At 43.0% G+C, this 13,996-nt stretch carries 17 protein-coding genes and 5 tRNA genes; 14 read left to right on the forward strand and 8 right to left on the reverse strand.

Annotation, left to right across the window (positions count from 1 at the left end; translation table 11 throughout):
* Nucleotides 1–10: 10 nt before the first annotated feature.
* The 3 genes from EXT48_RS04475 to EXT48_RS04485 form a co-directional block, all read right to left on the reverse strand.
* Nucleotides 11–784: a Zn-ribbon-containing protein gene (locus EXT48_RS04475; RefSeq protein ID WP_039496912.1), complete on the reverse strand. Its 774-nt coding sequence runs from the start codon at nucleotides 782–784 to the stop codon at nucleotides 11–13.
* On the reverse strand, nucleotides 784–1,044 hold the full coding sequence (locus tag EXT48_RS04480; RefSeq protein ID WP_010370912.1) for a hypothetical protein: 261 nt from the start codon (nucleotides 1,042–1,044) through the stop codon (nucleotides 784–786). Before EXT48_RS04480 ends, EXT48_RS04475 begins: the two co-directional genes overlap by 1 nt.
* Nucleotides 1,045–1,115: 71 nt before the next feature.
* The gene (locus EXT48_RS04485) at nucleotides 1,116–1,343 is read right to left on the reverse strand and encodes a DUF2789 domain-containing protein (protein ID WP_130163707.1); all 228 of its coding nucleotides are present in this window, start codon (nucleotides 1,341–1,343) and stop codon (nucleotides 1,116–1,118) included.
* 276 nt (nucleotides 1,344–1,619) lie between these two features.
* Here EXT48_RS04485 and EXT48_RS04490 point away from each other — a divergent pair, with 276 nt between their 5' ends.
* On the forward strand, nucleotides 1,620–2,252 hold the full coding sequence (locus EXT48_RS04490; RefSeq protein ID WP_130163708.1) for a GNAT family N-acetyltransferase: 633 nt from the start codon (nucleotides 1,620–1,622) through the stop codon (nucleotides 2,250–2,252).
* 912 nt (nucleotides 2,253–3,164) lie between these two features.
* Complete coding sequence (locus EXT48_RS04495) at nucleotides 3,165–3,512, forward strand: DUF805 domain-containing protein (RefSeq protein ID WP_039496917.1); 348 nt, start codon at nucleotides 3,165–3,167, stop codon at nucleotides 3,510–3,512.
* Nucleotides 3,513–3,587: 75 nt separating this feature from the next.
* Here the strand turns inward: EXT48_RS04495 and EXT48_RS04500 are convergent, their stop codons facing one another.
* Nucleotides 3,588–3,893 carry a DUF3301 domain-containing protein gene (locus EXT48_RS04500; RefSeq protein WP_039496919.1) on the reverse strand — a complete coding sequence of 102 codons (306 nt, stop codon included), beginning with the start codon at nucleotides 3,891–3,893 and terminating at the stop codon, nucleotides 3,588–3,590.
* Nucleotides 3,894–4,922: a DUF3549 family protein gene (locus EXT48_RS04505; RefSeq protein ID WP_130163709.1), complete on the reverse strand. Its 1,029-nt coding sequence runs from the start codon at nucleotides 4,920–4,922 to the stop codon at nucleotides 3,894–3,896. It abuts the gene before it with no gap.
* A gap of 158 nt (nucleotides 4,923–5,080) precedes the next feature.
* On the opposite strand from EXT48_RS04505, the gene EXT48_RS04510 reads away from it, so the two are divergent.
* The 4 genes from EXT48_RS04510 (at nucleotide 5,081) to EXT48_RS04525 (ending at nucleotide 6,981) form a co-directional block, all read left to right on the forward strand.
* Complete coding sequence (locus EXT48_RS04510; RefSeq protein ID WP_039496923.1) at nucleotides 5,081–5,398, forward strand: YqcC family protein; 318 nt, start codon at nucleotides 5,081–5,083, stop codon at nucleotides 5,396–5,398.
* On the forward strand, nucleotides 5,398–6,132 hold the full coding sequence (gene truC / locus EXT48_RS04515) for a tRNA pseudouridine(65) synthase TruC (protein ID WP_039496924.1): 735 nt from the start codon (nucleotides 5,398–5,400) through the stop codon (nucleotides 6,130–6,132). Before EXT48_RS04510 ends, truC begins: the two co-directional genes overlap by 1 nt.
* On the forward strand, nucleotides 6,132–6,575 hold the full coding sequence (locus EXT48_RS04520; protein WP_017216198.1) for a flavodoxin: 444 nt from the start codon (nucleotides 6,132–6,134) through the stop codon (nucleotides 6,573–6,575). The genes truC and EXT48_RS04520 overlap by 1 nt, the downstream gene beginning before the upstream one ends.
* Before the next feature lie 205 nt (nucleotides 6,576–6,780).
* Nucleotides 6,781–6,981, forward strand: coding sequence for a hypothetical protein (locus EXT48_RS04525; RefSeq protein WP_039496929.1), 201 nt, complete (start codon nucleotides 6,781–6,783; stop codon nucleotides 6,979–6,981).
* A 220-nt stretch (nucleotides 6,982–7,201) separates the two neighbouring features.
* On the opposite strand, the gene EXT48_RS04530 is transcribed toward EXT48_RS04525, so the two are convergent.
* Nucleotides 7,202–8,776, reverse strand: coding sequence for a LysM peptidoglycan-binding domain-containing protein (locus EXT48_RS04530; RefSeq protein ID WP_130163710.1), 1,575 nt, complete (start codon nucleotides 8,774–8,776; stop codon nucleotides 7,202–7,204).
* Between the two features lie 227 nt (nucleotides 8,777–9,003).
* Nucleotides 9,004–9,771 (reverse strand): hydroxyacylglutathione hydrolase, encoded by a 768-nt coding sequence (gene gloB / locus EXT48_RS04535; protein ID WP_130125980.1) that lies wholly within the window; start codon nucleotides 9,769–9,771, stop codon nucleotides 9,004–9,006.
* Between the two features lie 52 nt (nucleotides 9,772–9,823).
* Between gloB and EXT48_RS04540 the strand changes: the two genes are divergently transcribed.
* Entirely contained in the window at nucleotides 9,824–10,573 is a 750-nt protein-coding gene (locus EXT48_RS04540) for a methyltransferase domain-containing protein (RefSeq protein ID WP_045989216.1), read from the forward strand.
* Between the two features lie 61 nt (nucleotides 10,574–10,634).
* Here the strand turns inward: EXT48_RS04540 and rnhA are convergent, their stop codons facing one another.
* A complete protein-coding gene (gene rnhA, locus EXT48_RS04545; protein WP_045989215.1) occupies nucleotides 10,635–11,105 on the reverse strand; it encodes a ribonuclease HI in 471 nt (156 codons plus the stop codon).
* Nucleotides 11,106–11,174: 69 nt separating this feature from the next.
* Here rnhA and dnaQ point away from each other — a divergent pair, with 69 nt between their 5' ends.
* The 7 genes from dnaQ (at nucleotide 11,175) to EXT48_RS04580 (ending at nucleotide 13,993) form a co-directional block, all read left to right on the forward strand.
* The gene (gene dnaQ / locus EXT48_RS04550) at nucleotides 11,175–11,885 is read left to right on the forward strand and encodes a DNA polymerase III subunit epsilon (RefSeq protein ID WP_017216195.1); all 711 of its coding nucleotides are present in this window, start codon (nucleotides 11,175–11,177) and stop codon (nucleotides 11,883–11,885) included.
* A 99-nt stretch (nucleotides 11,886–11,984) separates the two neighbouring features.
* A complete protein-coding gene (locus tag EXT48_RS04555) occupies nucleotides 11,985–13,355 on the forward strand; it encodes a TIGR03503 family protein (protein ID WP_130163711.1) in 1,371 nt (456 codons plus the stop codon).
* Nucleotides 13,356–13,465: 110 nt separating this feature from the next.
* A tRNA-Asp gene (locus tag EXT48_RS04560) sits at nucleotides 13,466–13,542 on the forward strand.
* Between the two features lie 30 nt (nucleotides 13,543–13,572).
* Nucleotides 13,573–13,649 (forward strand) — tRNA-Asp (locus EXT48_RS04565).
* A gap of 32 nt (nucleotides 13,650–13,681) precedes the next feature.
* Nucleotides 13,682–13,758 (forward strand) — tRNA-Asp (locus EXT48_RS04570).
* A 32-nt stretch (nucleotides 13,759–13,790) separates the two neighbouring features.
* A tRNA-Asp gene (locus tag EXT48_RS04575) sits at nucleotides 13,791–13,867 on the forward strand.
* Nucleotides 13,868–13,916: 49 nt separating this feature from the next.
* Nucleotides 13,917–13,993 (forward strand) — tRNA-Asp (locus tag EXT48_RS04580).
* The last annotated feature ends 3 nt before the right edge of the window (nucleotides 13,994–13,996 follow it).

Consider the following 13,996-nt stretch of genomic DNA (forward strand, 5'->3'; position numbering starts at 1 on the left):
CTTGCGCTCCTTATTGAAAGTCCCACGAAATATTCGAGACCAATTGGCAAGTTTCGCAGCGAAAGTCGAAAAGGCCGAACCAAGGCTCTTCAAGTAACCAGTCTCCCTGGCAGCTTGGGCATTTTCTTGCTTTTTCTGCGGCGAGGTTTTCGCCGCCAACACGATACAGATAATAGTAAACCGGTTTTTTTGTGAGAAAGCGAATACGTTTGCTCAAATCCATGCCACGTCTAAACAAATCGCTACTCGTACTGGAAATTTCTTCCAATGCAGCAAATTCGCAGCGAGTCGCGCCATTGATCTGTATTTGATCGCAGGCTTGCCAATCTTCTTTCCATTTGATCAGTGCTTTATAATCACCGTTGGCAATAGCTGGGATTTTATATAAAGGCACTGGTAAAAAGTCGTCGCCACAATACAGTGGACTACAAGTGTGTACGTATGTGGTGTAGAGAATGTAGCTTGACGGTTCATGACAGGCATCAGCGCTGTTGGCATGTATATCTTGCCCAAAAACTTTGACCTTAGGTGCAAGCAAGCCTGATTGCTGTAGCTGGTCAATCGCAAACTTCACAAAAGGACTATGGTTTAATGGATGTAAAGCGTCTTCTTCTGGACACATCACACGAGTGACGAAATAGCCATCTTTAAGTACAGTTGGAAATTCGTCACCAATGATTTGACCATTAAAGCGAAGCGCGTTGACCACACGGTTAATGGCCTGCTCGGCAGCATCTAAGGTGGTTTCCTCATAGCAATCAAAAGTTAAGTCGACAACAAACACTACGACTTCTCCAATAAGGCAATGAGCTTATCAAGCTTAGCTTCAATTCTATCTAATTGGCTTTGTGAACTTGCTTTGACGACCTCTTCAACCTCTTGAAAGTGATCAATACAGGTAGGGTCTTGTTTGTACGCAGCAATGCCTGAGATGACGTCTGGCATTGCGACGCTTTGAGTTAGTTTGCTTTTTGTTAGCGCGACGGTTGGAGTCTTTCCACTATCGACTAATTTTTTGATAGCTCTGGCAACAGCAGGGTGCATAGAGGTTCCTAAACGCCTTAATCATAGGAGTGGATCATAGCACCAAGTTACGCAAGGAGCGATTGCTTTAGCTATCTTAACATCGCATCTAGTTCGTCAATGATTTCACTCCAATCGGCGTCCTCTTTCAGTGATTCTTCAATAAAGTGACGCTGTCCTTCATTCCAAAATGGTGCTTGGCTTAACAGCATATCGTCAGGAAGGCGGTGTTGTTTGACAAACCCTTCAATCGCCTCGGGATTGTTGTCGAGCCCAAGTTGGGCAAATAAAGTACTCATAGTGTGGCGACTAGTATCCATTTCGTTCTCCCTCGTTTGCTTGAATTTTACTCACTAACTATAGTAAAGGTGGTTGTAAAACCTTTAGCAAGTCATCATCGATAAAAACCATAATGACTAATGCGATGATAAATATACCTGTCCACGACTGAATAAATTGTGACTTGTATCAATATCTATCACAAGCGAGTAGTCGTACATTATTAAAGTACACAGAAAAAATTCTGAGGTTTTGATATTAAGTAGTATTTCGGCATGATTATCAGAAGCTTGGGACAATAACAATAAGGAACCGTGATGTCAGTAGAAACTTCTCAACATGAATTAATAGTTAGATATTTAAATCCAGAAGATATCAATGTAGCCGCGAGTGTGTTGTATCAGGCTTACCACGATGATCCGCTACTCAAACAGGTATTGGAGGCAAAACAAGAAGCAGTTTTTGAAAAAAAACTCAGAGCCTTAATACGAGAAGAGTTGTCGGCATTTGGCCAAACGGGTCAGCCTATGGTGGGGTTATATTATCAAGATAGATTGGTCGCGGTAGCATGCGTTATTGCAAATGGCGATGAATTGGACGCAAATCGGCAGTGGCATTGGCGATTACGACTCATGATGAGTGCGGGATATTTGCAAACTCAGCAGCTTATCGATAAAGAAAAGTCGATTAGACAAGCGTTGCAAACGCAGGAGCCGTGCCACTTTTTATCCCTAATTGCCGTTGACCCACATGTTCAAGGGCTTGGCTATGGTCACTATTTACTCACCGCGCTGGATGATTTAATTGCACAAAGTGAAGAAACGAAAGGGATGGCAGTATTTATTACTAAGCCAGAACACGCGCAGTTTTTTGCGGGTCACGGTTATCAAGTTTTACAAAAAATGGCGTTTAGCTCTGTAGAAGGCACATTGTTATTTAAGAGCAAATAGCAACAATGGAAATTACCCTGTGAGATATCTCCTACGAGAATGTGGGTTAAGGCGCTTTGTAGTACCGAATTTGTAGTGTTATTTTTGCTTATCTTTTTGTTTTTAAATGAATTGTTCTACTTTTCTTTTAAATGACAGCAAAAAGATTGTTCCTAGCTATCTAACAAAAATGTTCGATCCCCGTAAACTTAATCATGTAAGGAAACACAAGAGCAGGAGCTCAGCGTCAAAGGATAAGGAATTTGACAACAAGAGAAGGATATATTGCATAGGGCAAGGAAGATCTGGAACTCGAGGAAGCGAGTGTGAAGCGGAGCTTCACTAGGGATAAGGAGACACATGGAGTGTCAAGGAGCGCGGGAAGCGTAGTGGAGCAAGGAAGAGTAAATAGGGATGAGCAAGGCTCTAGGATGAAGGAGCGCAATCTGGATGGTTGCGAAGTGGATGGGTTACACTGGACGTAACAATGTATAGGGAGCACATAGGGAATATGTGAAGCGGAGCCAAGATGGCGTAGGAGTGCGGGAAGCGAAGTGGAGGCCAAGGGGGCTAAAATGGAGATGCACTGGAAGTGCTAATGGATGACACAAGGATGAGAGCCGGGTAAGTCGGAGTACATACCCGTTCAGGGGAAGAAGAATTGGCGGATTGCTTTTGGGTTGTAAAGCAGAGGGATTGGATACCTCTTGGGATAATCGTCAGGATTGAGGCGCAGCAGATAGGCTAGCGCCTTAGTTTTTTGTGGCGTTTGTAAATTTGATATTTATTTTCCTATTAACTTAGTTGAAGTTTTCAAAACTTTCCGCTTGCAGTTTCATTATTACCTTTCGATCTCATTGCTAGATTATTCCACTCTCATTTTAGTCTTATTTTTTAGTGCACGATGTTGGCGCAATAGCTAAGGAAAAAGAAATGGAATGGTATCTAACAGTATTAAAAAGATATTCCGATTTTAGTGGACGTTCAAGACGCAAAGAATATTGGATGTTTATCTTGATAAATGCGTTGATAGGCTTTGCAATTGGGATTGTCGACGGGCTTTTTGGAACCCTGTTTTTGACAGGTATCTATTATTTGACGGTTTTAGTACCGACGGTTGCCGTATCTATTCGTCGTCTTCACGATACTGGGCGCTCGGGCTGGTGGCTGCTAGTGAGCTTTGTGCCTATTGTCGGTTTATTAGTGATGATATATTTTACCACTATGGATAGTGAGGTTGGTGAAAACGACTACGGACCAAGCGTCAAAGGATATGTTTAAAATAGTCGTACTATAAATTCAGAGTAGGCACTTGTATTCATATGAATTTAAGTGCCTACTTTCGCACTTACCGAATTAACTTGCGATTTTATAGGCGGGCAATTCTTTTTTGACTAATCGTTCATTTTCTAAGTAAAGCTTACCTTGATAGGCTGACTCGCCATCTGAACTAAACTCAAACATAAATTGGCTTTTTATTCCAAGTTTACCGTCTTTTAATACCCCAAAACGGCGCTTAATACAGGCGACACTTAACAGTTGCACTTGCAAACTTTCGGCTTGATGCTGTGCATGCCTATTTGCCGCTTCTGCGATCTGGCGGCTATACCAAAATAGCGCGATAACAGATGAAACGATGATAAAAAGCCAAAGCGTTGTCATTTAAGAAAATAACCTTCCAATTGCACGAGACAGAGTTTCACTGCGATTTTCTGCTCTAATAATCCCTAAAACATGTGGGCGTAACATAGGTATTGCAACTAAGTCTGCGAAAATACTGCTGAAAAGTCCATCGATTTGATTATTCTCAGCGGCTTTTTCCATATAGGTAAAGAGCCTTTGCTGGTCGGTTAGTGTCTCCCAAGCACGCCCTGCAATAGTGAGTAAGCAATCTGCATCTGATCCCAACTCAGATGCTAAAATGGCGTCTACGGCATGTGCGATGAGACCAAGCGCGTGACTTCCCGACATTGCACGTAAATTAGTGACGACGGCGTCCTTATCTTGCTGTTGGCATGCATGGGTTAAAGCGGCTACAAAGTCTTCGGTTTGAGATGTTGAGATGGTAACGTGTTCAAGCATTGCGGCTAATGGTGTCTTAACTTCTGCTGGCAAAACAGACCAGGCCTGTTGTAGGTTGCTCGCGTTATGACCGTGGTCTAGACGTAGGGCAAAGTCAGCAATACCTTGTAGTGCTATTTCTTGCCAGCGCTCGAACCCAAGCTTGCCCGAAAAGTAGAGTTCGGCGTGCTCGTAATATTGAGAAGCCGGACGATTAAGCTCACGCTTTAATAGCGCATTGAATGCAGCGAGTTTGTTCGCATTTGGCGTGAAGACATAAGGGTTGTTATCAAGTTTCCCTTGAGTAGCTTCACCCGTGAGTTGTGTACCTAATGCTTCGAGTACCATGGAGGCAAAGTGATCACGGCTGGCGATAATGAGCTTGCTTTGCTCATCCAGTGGAAATTTTAAAAACCAAACATAAGGATCAACTGTCGCCTCATTATCCCAAAATTGAATTGCCATGATGGCATGACCACCAAGCGGATACGGATAAGGGACTTGAGTATTCTCGATTTGCGCAAACTGCTTCTTATCTATTTTTGTGATACGTCGACCCAGATCATAGACTCGCCACTGCGTACCGGCGTTTGTTAGTAATTCACCTAAAGTTGAAATTTGCGCTGTCATGAATGCTCTATATGTTACTTATATTTTCAATAGCGGCAATTATAGCTACTTTTAGGTGCGCTGATAAGCCTATGAAAAAGGTGTACTTGAGAGAATTGGCTAGCTCCTAAATAATGCAAATTGCTATAATGTAAAAAATTGAGAAAGAGACAGAACCGATGAATTCGGAATTATTGATTCAGTTAGATGAACTAGAGACTTGTTTAAAAGCAACGGGTCTTTGGCAAGACGAGCCAATTTCGGCTAAGGCACTTACCTCTACGGAGCCATTTTGCTGCGATACGATGACCTTCGCGCAGTGGTTGCAATTTGTATTCTTGGACAAAATGCGAACAATGGTAGAAAGTGGTGAAGCATTACCGGAAAATATGGCGATTGCGCCAATGGCTGAAATGGTGCTGAGTGAACATCTTTATTTTAATGCGGTGCATCAGTGCTTAAAAAACCTTGATAATACAATTGCAAAGAGCGCGTAATGCTTGAGATCTTATATCAAGATGCGCATTATGTTGCGATAAATAAGCCGTCAGGGTTATTGGTTCATCGCTCGTTTTTGGATAAGCGAGAAACACAATTTGCGATGCAAATGCTGCGTGATCAACTTGGTCAACATGTTTTCCCCGTTCACCGTTTAGATAGACCAACATCGGGCGTGCTGCTGTTTGCGCTAAGCTCTGAGGCCGCGCGAGACATGAATGAAGTCTTTATTAGCGGTAATATTCAAAAACGCTATTTAGCGCTTGTTCGCGGGTTTGCTCCTGAATCTAGATTCGTCGACAGACCACTCAAAGAAGAACTTGATAAAATCGCTGATAAGTTTGCCTGTCAGGATAAAGCTCCGCAGGAAGCGCAAACACAGATAAATTGTTTATTGCAGGGTAGCTTGCCAATTCCTTTTGGTAAGTATCCAAGTATCCGCTACTCGTTGGTGGAGTGCTTCCCTAAAACGGGTAGAAAACACCAAATTAGGCGTCACCTCAACTATTTAGCACATCCGATTATAGGTGATGTCAATCATGGTGATAATAAACACAACCACTTTTTTGTCGATCATTTTGGCTTACGTCGGTTGATGTTATTTGCAACTAAATTGGAATTTGTACATCCTTATAACAACACGACGATTTCAATTACCGCGGATTTGGGGGAAGAAGCATTGGCTGTCTTCGCTCAGCTCGGCTGGTCAGACAACGAGAAGGATTATAAATAATGGCAAAAGTTTCGATTTTTGTGGGAAGTATGTACGGCAATGCTGAAAACTTGGCAAACGACAGTGCTGAGTTTTTGAATAAATCGGGTCATGAGGCAAGTGTTATTGAACCTGCTTCCATCGCTGATGTAACGCAAGCTGAAAACATTTTATTTATTTCTTCCACTACCGGATCTGGTGATATTCCCGATAACTTGTTGCCTTTATTTTTGCAAATGCAAAGCGAATTTCCGATGCTAACGGGCAAGAAAGTAGCGGTCATCGCATTGGGGGATTCTAGTTATGGCGATACTTATTGTGGTGCTGGAAAGCAAATTGATGCCCTGATTGAAGAGTTGAACGCCACTCGAGCACAGCCGCGCTTAGACATCGATGCATGTGAATATTTTGAGCCTTGGGAGCCTGCTGAGCCTTGGCTTCAAGCATTGGCAAAAAACCTTTAGGTTTTATCTTCTGTTCAGCATTACCTTTCAATTTACGCGGCTTAATAGGTCGCGTTGCCTGCTTAAATAGCAAACTCATCAGCATAATCATAGTGACCAAAAAAACATAAATATTTACATTCTGGTTACGTTGTGTGACATTAGTCTTGGTTGTATGAAAAATAACCGAAATTATAAAGTTCAAAATAATGAAAAGGAAAAAATAATGATTAAACCGATTCTATTTGCTGTATCTGCTATTTTTGCCACCGCGATGTCGTCTAATGCTACCGCATTCGAAGAAATTTACCTTGAATGTTACAAAAATGGTGAGTTGTTATGGGCTGACTCTTTTACTGATTATCGAGACGCGGATAACGCATCGAGAATTTGCAGGAGGATTGGTGGTACGCCAATAATGTATTAACGATATCAGTTCTTTATGAAATTTCCTTTAATTAGTACCGAAGTCTAACCAAATTTTTTGGTTTAAATCAGCTGTAAGCGACGTTGCAACACTGTGTATTTAAACGATAGTACTGTCGTAATTTTTAAGGAAAAGTGAGTCAAAAGAGCTGCTTTAATATGTAAAAATCCAATATCATCACTGATATTGGATTTTTATTTTTTAACTCTATACCTTAGCGCTAAACACGTTTCGTCTGAACTTTCAGTTTTAATTTCTGACCTGGCTGCAGGTACTTCTGTCCAGTCAAGTTGTTCCATTTGACGATTTCATTCACGCTAACGTTAAATTTAGTGGCGATACGTGCTAGTGAGTCGCCTTTACGCACTTTATAAGTGATTGTGCGCTCGGTGTTGACGAGGACGGTTTGAGTCGCTGCTTTTTCATCTTTAAAGACGGTAAGCTTTTGTCCAAGGCGTAAAACCGCATTGGTTTTTAACTTATTCCAGCTAGCTAATTGCTTAACCGTCACATCATATTCGCGGCTGATATCCCACAATGTATCGCCTGACTTTACCGTGTGGCTGAGCTTTTTCTTGGTTACCTTGTTGGCGGCAAGGCGCACTTCTGGCGGTAAATGCTCACTTTGCAATTCGCCATCACTGAGTGGCACCAATAACTTTTGGCCAACACGGATCATATTGCCATTGATGCTATTGAGTGAGCGAATGGCGCCGATACTAGTATTAAACTTAGTCGCAACGACCGACAGGCTATCTCCTTTTTGCACCGTATAATATTGCCAACGCAGTCGATCTTTTACTTCAGTTTTAGCTAATTTCTCTTGAAAAGCGTCAACCTTTTCCATGGGTAATAATAACTGGTGTGGACCATCTGGATCGGTGGCCCAACGATTAAACCCTGGATTTAGGCGATAGAGTTCAGTTAAAGATATATCAGCCATTTCAGCGGCAAGTGCTAAATCAATTTGTGATCCTACCTCAACGGTATCAACAACTTGGGCATTGATTATGGGTTGCCACGCGACCTTAAACTCATCTGAGCGTTTTAAGAGGTCGGATAAGGCAAGTAATTTAGGCACATACGCTGTGGTTTCGCGAGGTAAATCGAGAGACCAAAAATCGGTAGGCAAATGCTTTTTACGATTTTTTCGGATTGCATTGAGCAATCGGCCTTCACCTGAGTTGTAAGCTGCAATTGCGTTTAACCAATCGCCTTCCAGTGTTTTATGGAGATAGGTGAGATAATCAAGCGCCGCTTGCGTTGACGCGATAATATCGCGACGACCGTCATACCACCAATTTTGTTTAAGGTTAAAGCGTTCACCGGTTTGTGGCATAAATTGCCAAATACCGGAAGCGGTGCGGTGAGAATAGCCAAATGGATCGAATGCGCTTTCTACAATAGGTAACAACGCGATTTCTACCGGCATATTGCGCTTTTCTACTTCTTCAACAATGTAGTAGAGGTAAGGCTCTGCACGTTTTGCGATACGGTCTAAATAGGCTTGGTGACGTTGATAGTAATTACGTTCGGCGACAACCGGTCTATTTTGTGGTACTTCGATAGATAACTGATAACGGATCCGCTCCCATACGTCGTCAAATACAGGCACAGCATCTTTATCTTCGTCTTGCCATGAGGTACTGAGTGTTTGAGAGATATCATAAGGGCTCGCGTGATCTAAGTTGGCCTGCTTCACTTGTTCAGTTGCAGTTTCCAATGGGGTTTCTTGTGTGATTTCACAACCACTTAATATTGCTGTTGATGCAATAATAAAGGCGAGCTTTTTCATAAATGCGTTCTTTTGCTTGGGGGTTCGGACAAAAACTCGGCAATATTACCGAGTTTGTATCAGCATTTAAAGCTTCTTTATTATTTTATTTCGACTTCCTAAAAATCGTTAGAAATGCTTATCTTTGGCGGTATTGCAAAGAAAATGGATAATTTATTCAATACTTTCCATGTAAGTGCGCCAAAAAAGCGTCATTTTGGCGTTACATTAGGTCACTATTGAATATTTTAGAAGTTATCCTTCCATTTTCTCAGTGCACTAAAGCGAGCTTCTGGTGTATTTTCTGGCGCGATAAATTGCGTTGGTACTTGGGTGAGAATGGCTTCATTTGCGGCACGCAAAAATGGATTGATTGCTTTTTGTTGTTCAATAGTTGTAGGTACTGTGCGCTCGTTATTGGCACGTAATGACTTTGCTTGTTGGTGATACTGGGTTAGTGCTTGGTTAGTGGGCTCAACGGCCTCAGCAAAAGCAAGATTCGCGAGCGTGTACTCGTGTGTGCAATACACTTTACATGTGTCAGGTAGGGTGAGTAGCTTTTCAAAGGAGCGCCACATTTGACTTGGTGTTCCCTCAAAAAGCCTGCCACAACCTGCATTGAATAATGTATCCCCCGTAAAAGCCAGCTCATCATTTACATAACAGATATGGTCTAACGTGTGTCCTGGGGTGGCGATAATGTTCAGCGTGGTATCAAAAAGTGTGATCTTATCGTGTTCACTAAGGCCATGAGTAATGCCTTTATATTTACCATTTTTAGGCCCGTAGACTGTTAAGCTAGGAAAGTGTAATAAAAGCGGGGCAATGCCATCAGTATGATCCCAATGGTGATGGGTGACTAATATGCCTTGGAGTGTTAAATCAAATTTGGCGAGGTAATCTAAAACAGGTTGTTCGTCACCGGGGTCAATTACCCAACAGTTTGAACTTAGAGGGTCTTTTATCACCCAGATATAATTGTCATCAAATGCTTTGATTGCATCGACTTGCACCATAACGCAATGCTCTATAAAGTGATTAATAACACCAGTATAACGAGCTTAGTAAATGAAACCAGCGTTAAGTTTTTTACAAGGACCCAAACCCGATGAGTGGCAAGACTTTCCTCACGGTGAATATTTAAAAGTGGGGATCCAAAAACGACTGGATGAATGGCTACCAAGAATGTTTGGTTATCACATGCTAAAACTCGGCTGTTTGAGCGGTCAAATGAATACCTCTGCCAGCCCGATTAAGCATCAAGTTTGTGTTGCCCCACAAGGTAAACATGTCGGGGTATTTGCTGAAATTGACGAGCTACCTTTTTACGAAAACTCAGTCGATGCTTGTATTTTAAGCCAGTGTTTAGAGTATCATTCTGATCCGCATCATATTCTACGCGAAGCCCATCGCACACTTATTCCCGGTGGTTATATTGTGATCTCCGGTTTCAATCCCTTTAGTTTATGTGGTGTGGCCCAAATGCTTCCCTTTAGTAAAGAAAAACTACCTTGGTCAGGGCGCTTCTTTACTCCATCGCGGGTGAAGGATTGGCTAGATTTACTCGGGTTTGAGATTGTTGGTGACGAGCGCTTTATCTATGCGTCTTTAGCGCGAGGCTCGAGGCTTTCTCGTTTTGCGCCATGGCGCCGCTTTTGTCGTCATTACTTAAAGCCGATGGGAAGCGTGTATATGTTGGTGGCAAGAAAGCGGGTGATGCCGCTCACTCCAATCAAACCCAAGTGGCATGTAAAGCCTAAGTGGACACCCGCTGTGAAAGGGGCTGGACTCAGGCAAACCTGTCAAGATAAAGATTAGCTTTGTGACTTGAGGTAACCATTGATGGAGTAGGTACAGGAACATTGCTTTTAGAGGCGTATTAAATACCGGCTTCGTAGCCTTCATCTACAAGTAGGTTTGAACCTGAAGCCGCTTCACGCGCTAAGTCATCAACAAGCTCATTGTATTTATTTCCAGCGTGGCCTTTTACCCAGCGCCATTGGATCGTATGTCGGCTGGTGGCAGCGTCCAGTCTTTGCCATAAATCGACATTTTTTACTGGTTGTTTGGCTGCGGTTTTCCAATTGCGCTTTTTCCAATTTTCAAGCCAAGACTCAATGCCTTGCTTAACATATTGGCTGTCGGTATACAGAATAATATCGCAGGGACGCTTTAATGTTTCGAGTGCAACAATAGCCGCAAGCATTTCCATTCTATTATTGGTTGTGAGTTTATACCCTGCACTCATTTCTTTTTCATGTCCTTGATAGGAAAGGTAAACACCATAACCACCTGGACCTGGATTGCCTAAACACGAGCCATCGGTATAAATCTCTACGGTTTTTTGCACTGAATTGCCTATTTTTATGTAAAATGTGCGAATAGGGCAAAATAATAGCAAAGTTAAGCGAGCAACGATATGCACACACGGCAAATAGTACTGGATACAGAAACCACAGGTATTGATCCTAAAGCAGGGCACAGGATCATTGAAATTGGTTGTGTTGAGCTAGTCAATCGCAGACTAACGGGGAATAACTTCCACGTATATATTAACCCTCAGCGCGATATTGAAGAAGAAGCCATTGATGTTCACGGTATCACCAACGAATTTTTACGTGATAAACCTTTTTTCCATCAAATTGCGCAAGAGTTTTTTGACTATATTAAAGGGGCTGAGCTCGTCATTCATAACGCGCCGTTCGACGTCGGCTTTATGGACCATGAGTTTGCTAAGTTAAACCAAGGCTTTCCGGCGACCCATGACTATTGCCAAGTGCTAGATACTTTGGTGATGGCAAGGGATCTTCATCCGGGCCAGAAGAACAGTCTAGATGCGCTTTGCCGTCGCTACGATATCGATAACTCAAAGCGTACGCTGCACGGCGCTTTACTGGATTCTGAGATCCTTGCTGATGTTTACCTGTCGATGACGGGAGGCCAAAAAAAGCTGAATTTGGCGAATCAAAATAAAGGTGAACAGGCTAACTCAGCCGGTGGCATTATTCGTTTAGACAGCAATCGCCCTGCACTTAAAGTTTTACGTGCTTCTGCCGATGAAGAACAAGCACATACAGAACGTTTAGAGCTTGTAAACAAAGCTTGTGGACAAAGTCTGTGGCAACAATAATGAATATAATCGGTATCGTTGGGGTGGAGTAGACGCTTAACTAGGGGCTTTATCCCAAAAAAGATCACTCAGGCCATCAACGCAATGTAGGGTTAATGCATGAATCTAAAACAGCTGTTCTTGGGGTTTGTACTGCTAGTAAGTACGGTTGTTGGCGCTCAAACACCACAGATAACGATGTTGCAGCGGGACGGTAAGGTAAATGAAATCCCTCTTTTAGATAACCGTTTTCGCATTGATTATAATATTGAAGAGATCACTTTACTGTTTTTTCGCGCTCCTGGCGCTCCCGCCGTGGTACTGGTGAAGCCTGATGGTAGTAAATATTATGCGACCAGTTCACTGGATAATGATGCACTGCAATGGTATGACGAAGTCAGTTATGACTTGATCATTCTAAAGAACCCAACGCCAGGCCCTTGGCAAGTCATCGGACAGATCCAAAAAAACAGCCGCATAATGGTGCTTGGTGACATTGAACTCGAAGTTGAAGCTTTGCCCCCACTATTATTCCGTGGTGAAGTGCTGAAAGTAACAGGGCGCGTGACTAATGATGGCAAACAGATAGGTGTGGGTTACTTCCGGGATGTTGTGACTTTGTATGTGGAGTTCTCTAGTACCAATAACGATGAATATGCCAACTTTGGTGCAGGTACGCAAAGCGTGACCGACTTTAAAGATGATGGTCGAGAGTTTGATGAAAGACCCTTGGATGGAATTTTTACTGGTGAGTTTAAATTAAACTTTCCAGCGGGAGAGTGGCAGCCTGAATTCTTCATTGAAACGCCCATTCTAAAAAGAAGAGTGATCAAATCACCTATTGTTATCGCTGAGCCGCCATTCAACTTTGAATTGATGCTAGCGGGTGAAAACGAGCTTGAACATGGCCTTACTATTACGATAGACGACACGGTTGTGAAACCTGAGACCATATTGCTACAGGGCAAAATTTTCTACCCTAATGGTGAAGAGCAGATGTTTACCTTAGATGCAGAAGAGCGGCTTTATCGTCAGCTGCCAATCAAGAATTATGATTGGGGGCGTTATAGTGTAGAAATCTCCGCATTTGGTGAAAATATCAATGGCCGTGAGTTTATGGCAACACTGCCAAATTACAATTTTGAAATTGAAAGACCCATTGAAAAAGTGCCTGAATTGGAAGCCGCTGCGTTACCAGCTGTGAAACAACCTGAGCCAGAACCAGAGCCGACTATAAGTACAGCGCTATTAGTCAGTATTATTGTTGCCGGTAACTTAGTTGTATTATTGTTCGGTTGGTTAGCCATTCGTATTCTGGTGCAAAAAAAGCCAATTAGACTAAAAGTACCAATGCCAAAGAATCCATTTAAGAAAACCGAAGAAGTCATTGATCTTGATGATTTAGGACCATCTGAAAATAACGCAGCAGGGAATGGTTCAAAAAATGATAAATCAGGTGATATTTTGAACCTTTCAATGAAAGATAACTAAAAAACACGGTTTTTTTTCAAAAAACGGTTGACTCATGAGGGGGTCATTCGTATTATTCACGCCGCTGTCAGGGAGCACTCCTTACAGCAAGCACTGCAAGAATATGACGCGGAGTGGTAGTTCAGTTGGTTAGAATACCGGCCTGTCACGCCGGGGGTCGCGGGTTCGAGTCCCGTCCACTCCGCCAAATTTCTTCGTAGTATCAATAAGTCGCGCTGGAGTGGTAGTTCAGTTGGTTAGAATACCGGCCTGTCACGCCGGGGGTCGCGGGTTCGAGTCCCGTCCACTCCGCCAATACTTATTACAAACGTGCATTTGCTTCTTATGGAGTGGTAGTTCAGTTGGTTAGAATACCGGCCTGTCACGCCGGGGGTCGCGGGTTCGAGTCCCGTCCACTCCGCCAACACTTCGAAGCAAAAAATGCGAATACTCAGTGGAGTGGTAGTTCAGTTGGTTAGAATACCGGCCTGTCACGCCGGGGGTCGCGGGTTCGAGTCCCGTCCACTCCGCCAATGTATCGCATAACTATATTCAAGCTTTATGACAGCTTGTTTACTCGCTGGAGTGGTAGTTCAGTTGGTTAGAATACCGGCCTGTCACGCCGGGGGTCGCGGGTTCGAGTCCCGTCCACTCCGCCAACA

Source organism: Pseudoalteromonas sp. CO348 (assembly GCF_004208845.1).
Lineage (GTDB): Bacteria > Pseudomonadota > Gammaproteobacteria > Enterobacterales > Alteromonadaceae > Pseudoalteromonas > Pseudoalteromonas maricaloris.

Bases quoted from the DNA above. Each gene is read 5' to 3' on its own strand.
- EXT48_RS04495 (WP_039496917.1), top strand. From the start codon at position 3,165: ATGGAATGGTATCTAACAGTATTAAAAAGATATTCCGATTTTAGTGGA.
- truC (WP_039496924.1), top strand. From the start codon at position 5,398: ATGCTTGAGATCTTATATCAAGATGCGCATTATGTTGCGATAAATAAG.
- EXT48_RS04500 (WP_039496919.1), bottom strand. From the start codon at position 3,893: ATGACAACGCTTTGGCTTTTTATCATCGTTTCATCTGTTATCGCGCTA.
- EXT48_RS04530 (WP_130163710.1), bottom strand. From the start codon at position 8,776: ATGAAAAAGCTCGCCTTTATTATTGCATCAACAGCAATATTAAGTGGT.
- EXT48_RS04490 (WP_130163708.1), top strand. From the start codon at position 1,620: ATGTCAGTAGAAACTTCTCAACATGAATTAATAGTTAGATATTTAAAT.
- EXT48_RS04540 (WP_045989216.1), top strand. From the start codon at position 9,824: ATGAAACCAGCGTTAAGTTTTTTACAAGGACCCAAACCCGATGAGTGG.
- EXT48_RS04485 (WP_130163707.1), bottom strand. From the start codon at position 1,343: ATGGATACTAGTCGCCACACTATGAGTACTTTATTTGCCCAACTTGGG.
- EXT48_RS04525 (WP_039496929.1), top strand. From the start codon at position 6,781: ATGATTAAACCGATTCTATTTGCTGTATCTGCTATTTTTGCCACCGCG.
- dnaQ (WP_017216195.1), top strand. From the start codon at position 11,175: ATGCACACACGGCAAATAGTACTGGATACAGAAACCACAGGTATTGAT.
- EXT48_RS04510 (WP_039496923.1), top strand. From the start codon at position 5,081: ATGAATTCGGAATTATTGATTCAGTTAGATGAACTAGAGACTTGTTTA.
- gloB (WP_130125980.1), bottom strand. From the start codon at position 9,771: ATGGTGCAAGTCGATGCAATCAAAGCATTTGATGACAATTATATCTGG.
- EXT48_RS04480 (WP_010370912.1), bottom strand. From the start codon at position 1,044: ATGCACCCTGCTGTTGCCAGAGCTATCAAAAAATTAGTCGATAGTGGA.
- EXT48_RS04505 (WP_130163709.1), bottom strand. From the start codon at position 4,922: ATGACAGCGCAAATTTCAACTTTAGGTGAATTACTAACAAACGCCGGT.
- EXT48_RS04555 (WP_130163711.1), top strand. From the start codon at position 11,985: ATGAATCTAAAACAGCTGTTCTTGGGGTTTGTACTGCTAGTAAGTACG.
- EXT48_RS04520 (WP_017216198.1), top strand. From the start codon at position 6,132: ATGGCAAAAGTTTCGATTTTTGTGGGAAGTATGTACGGCAATGCTGAA.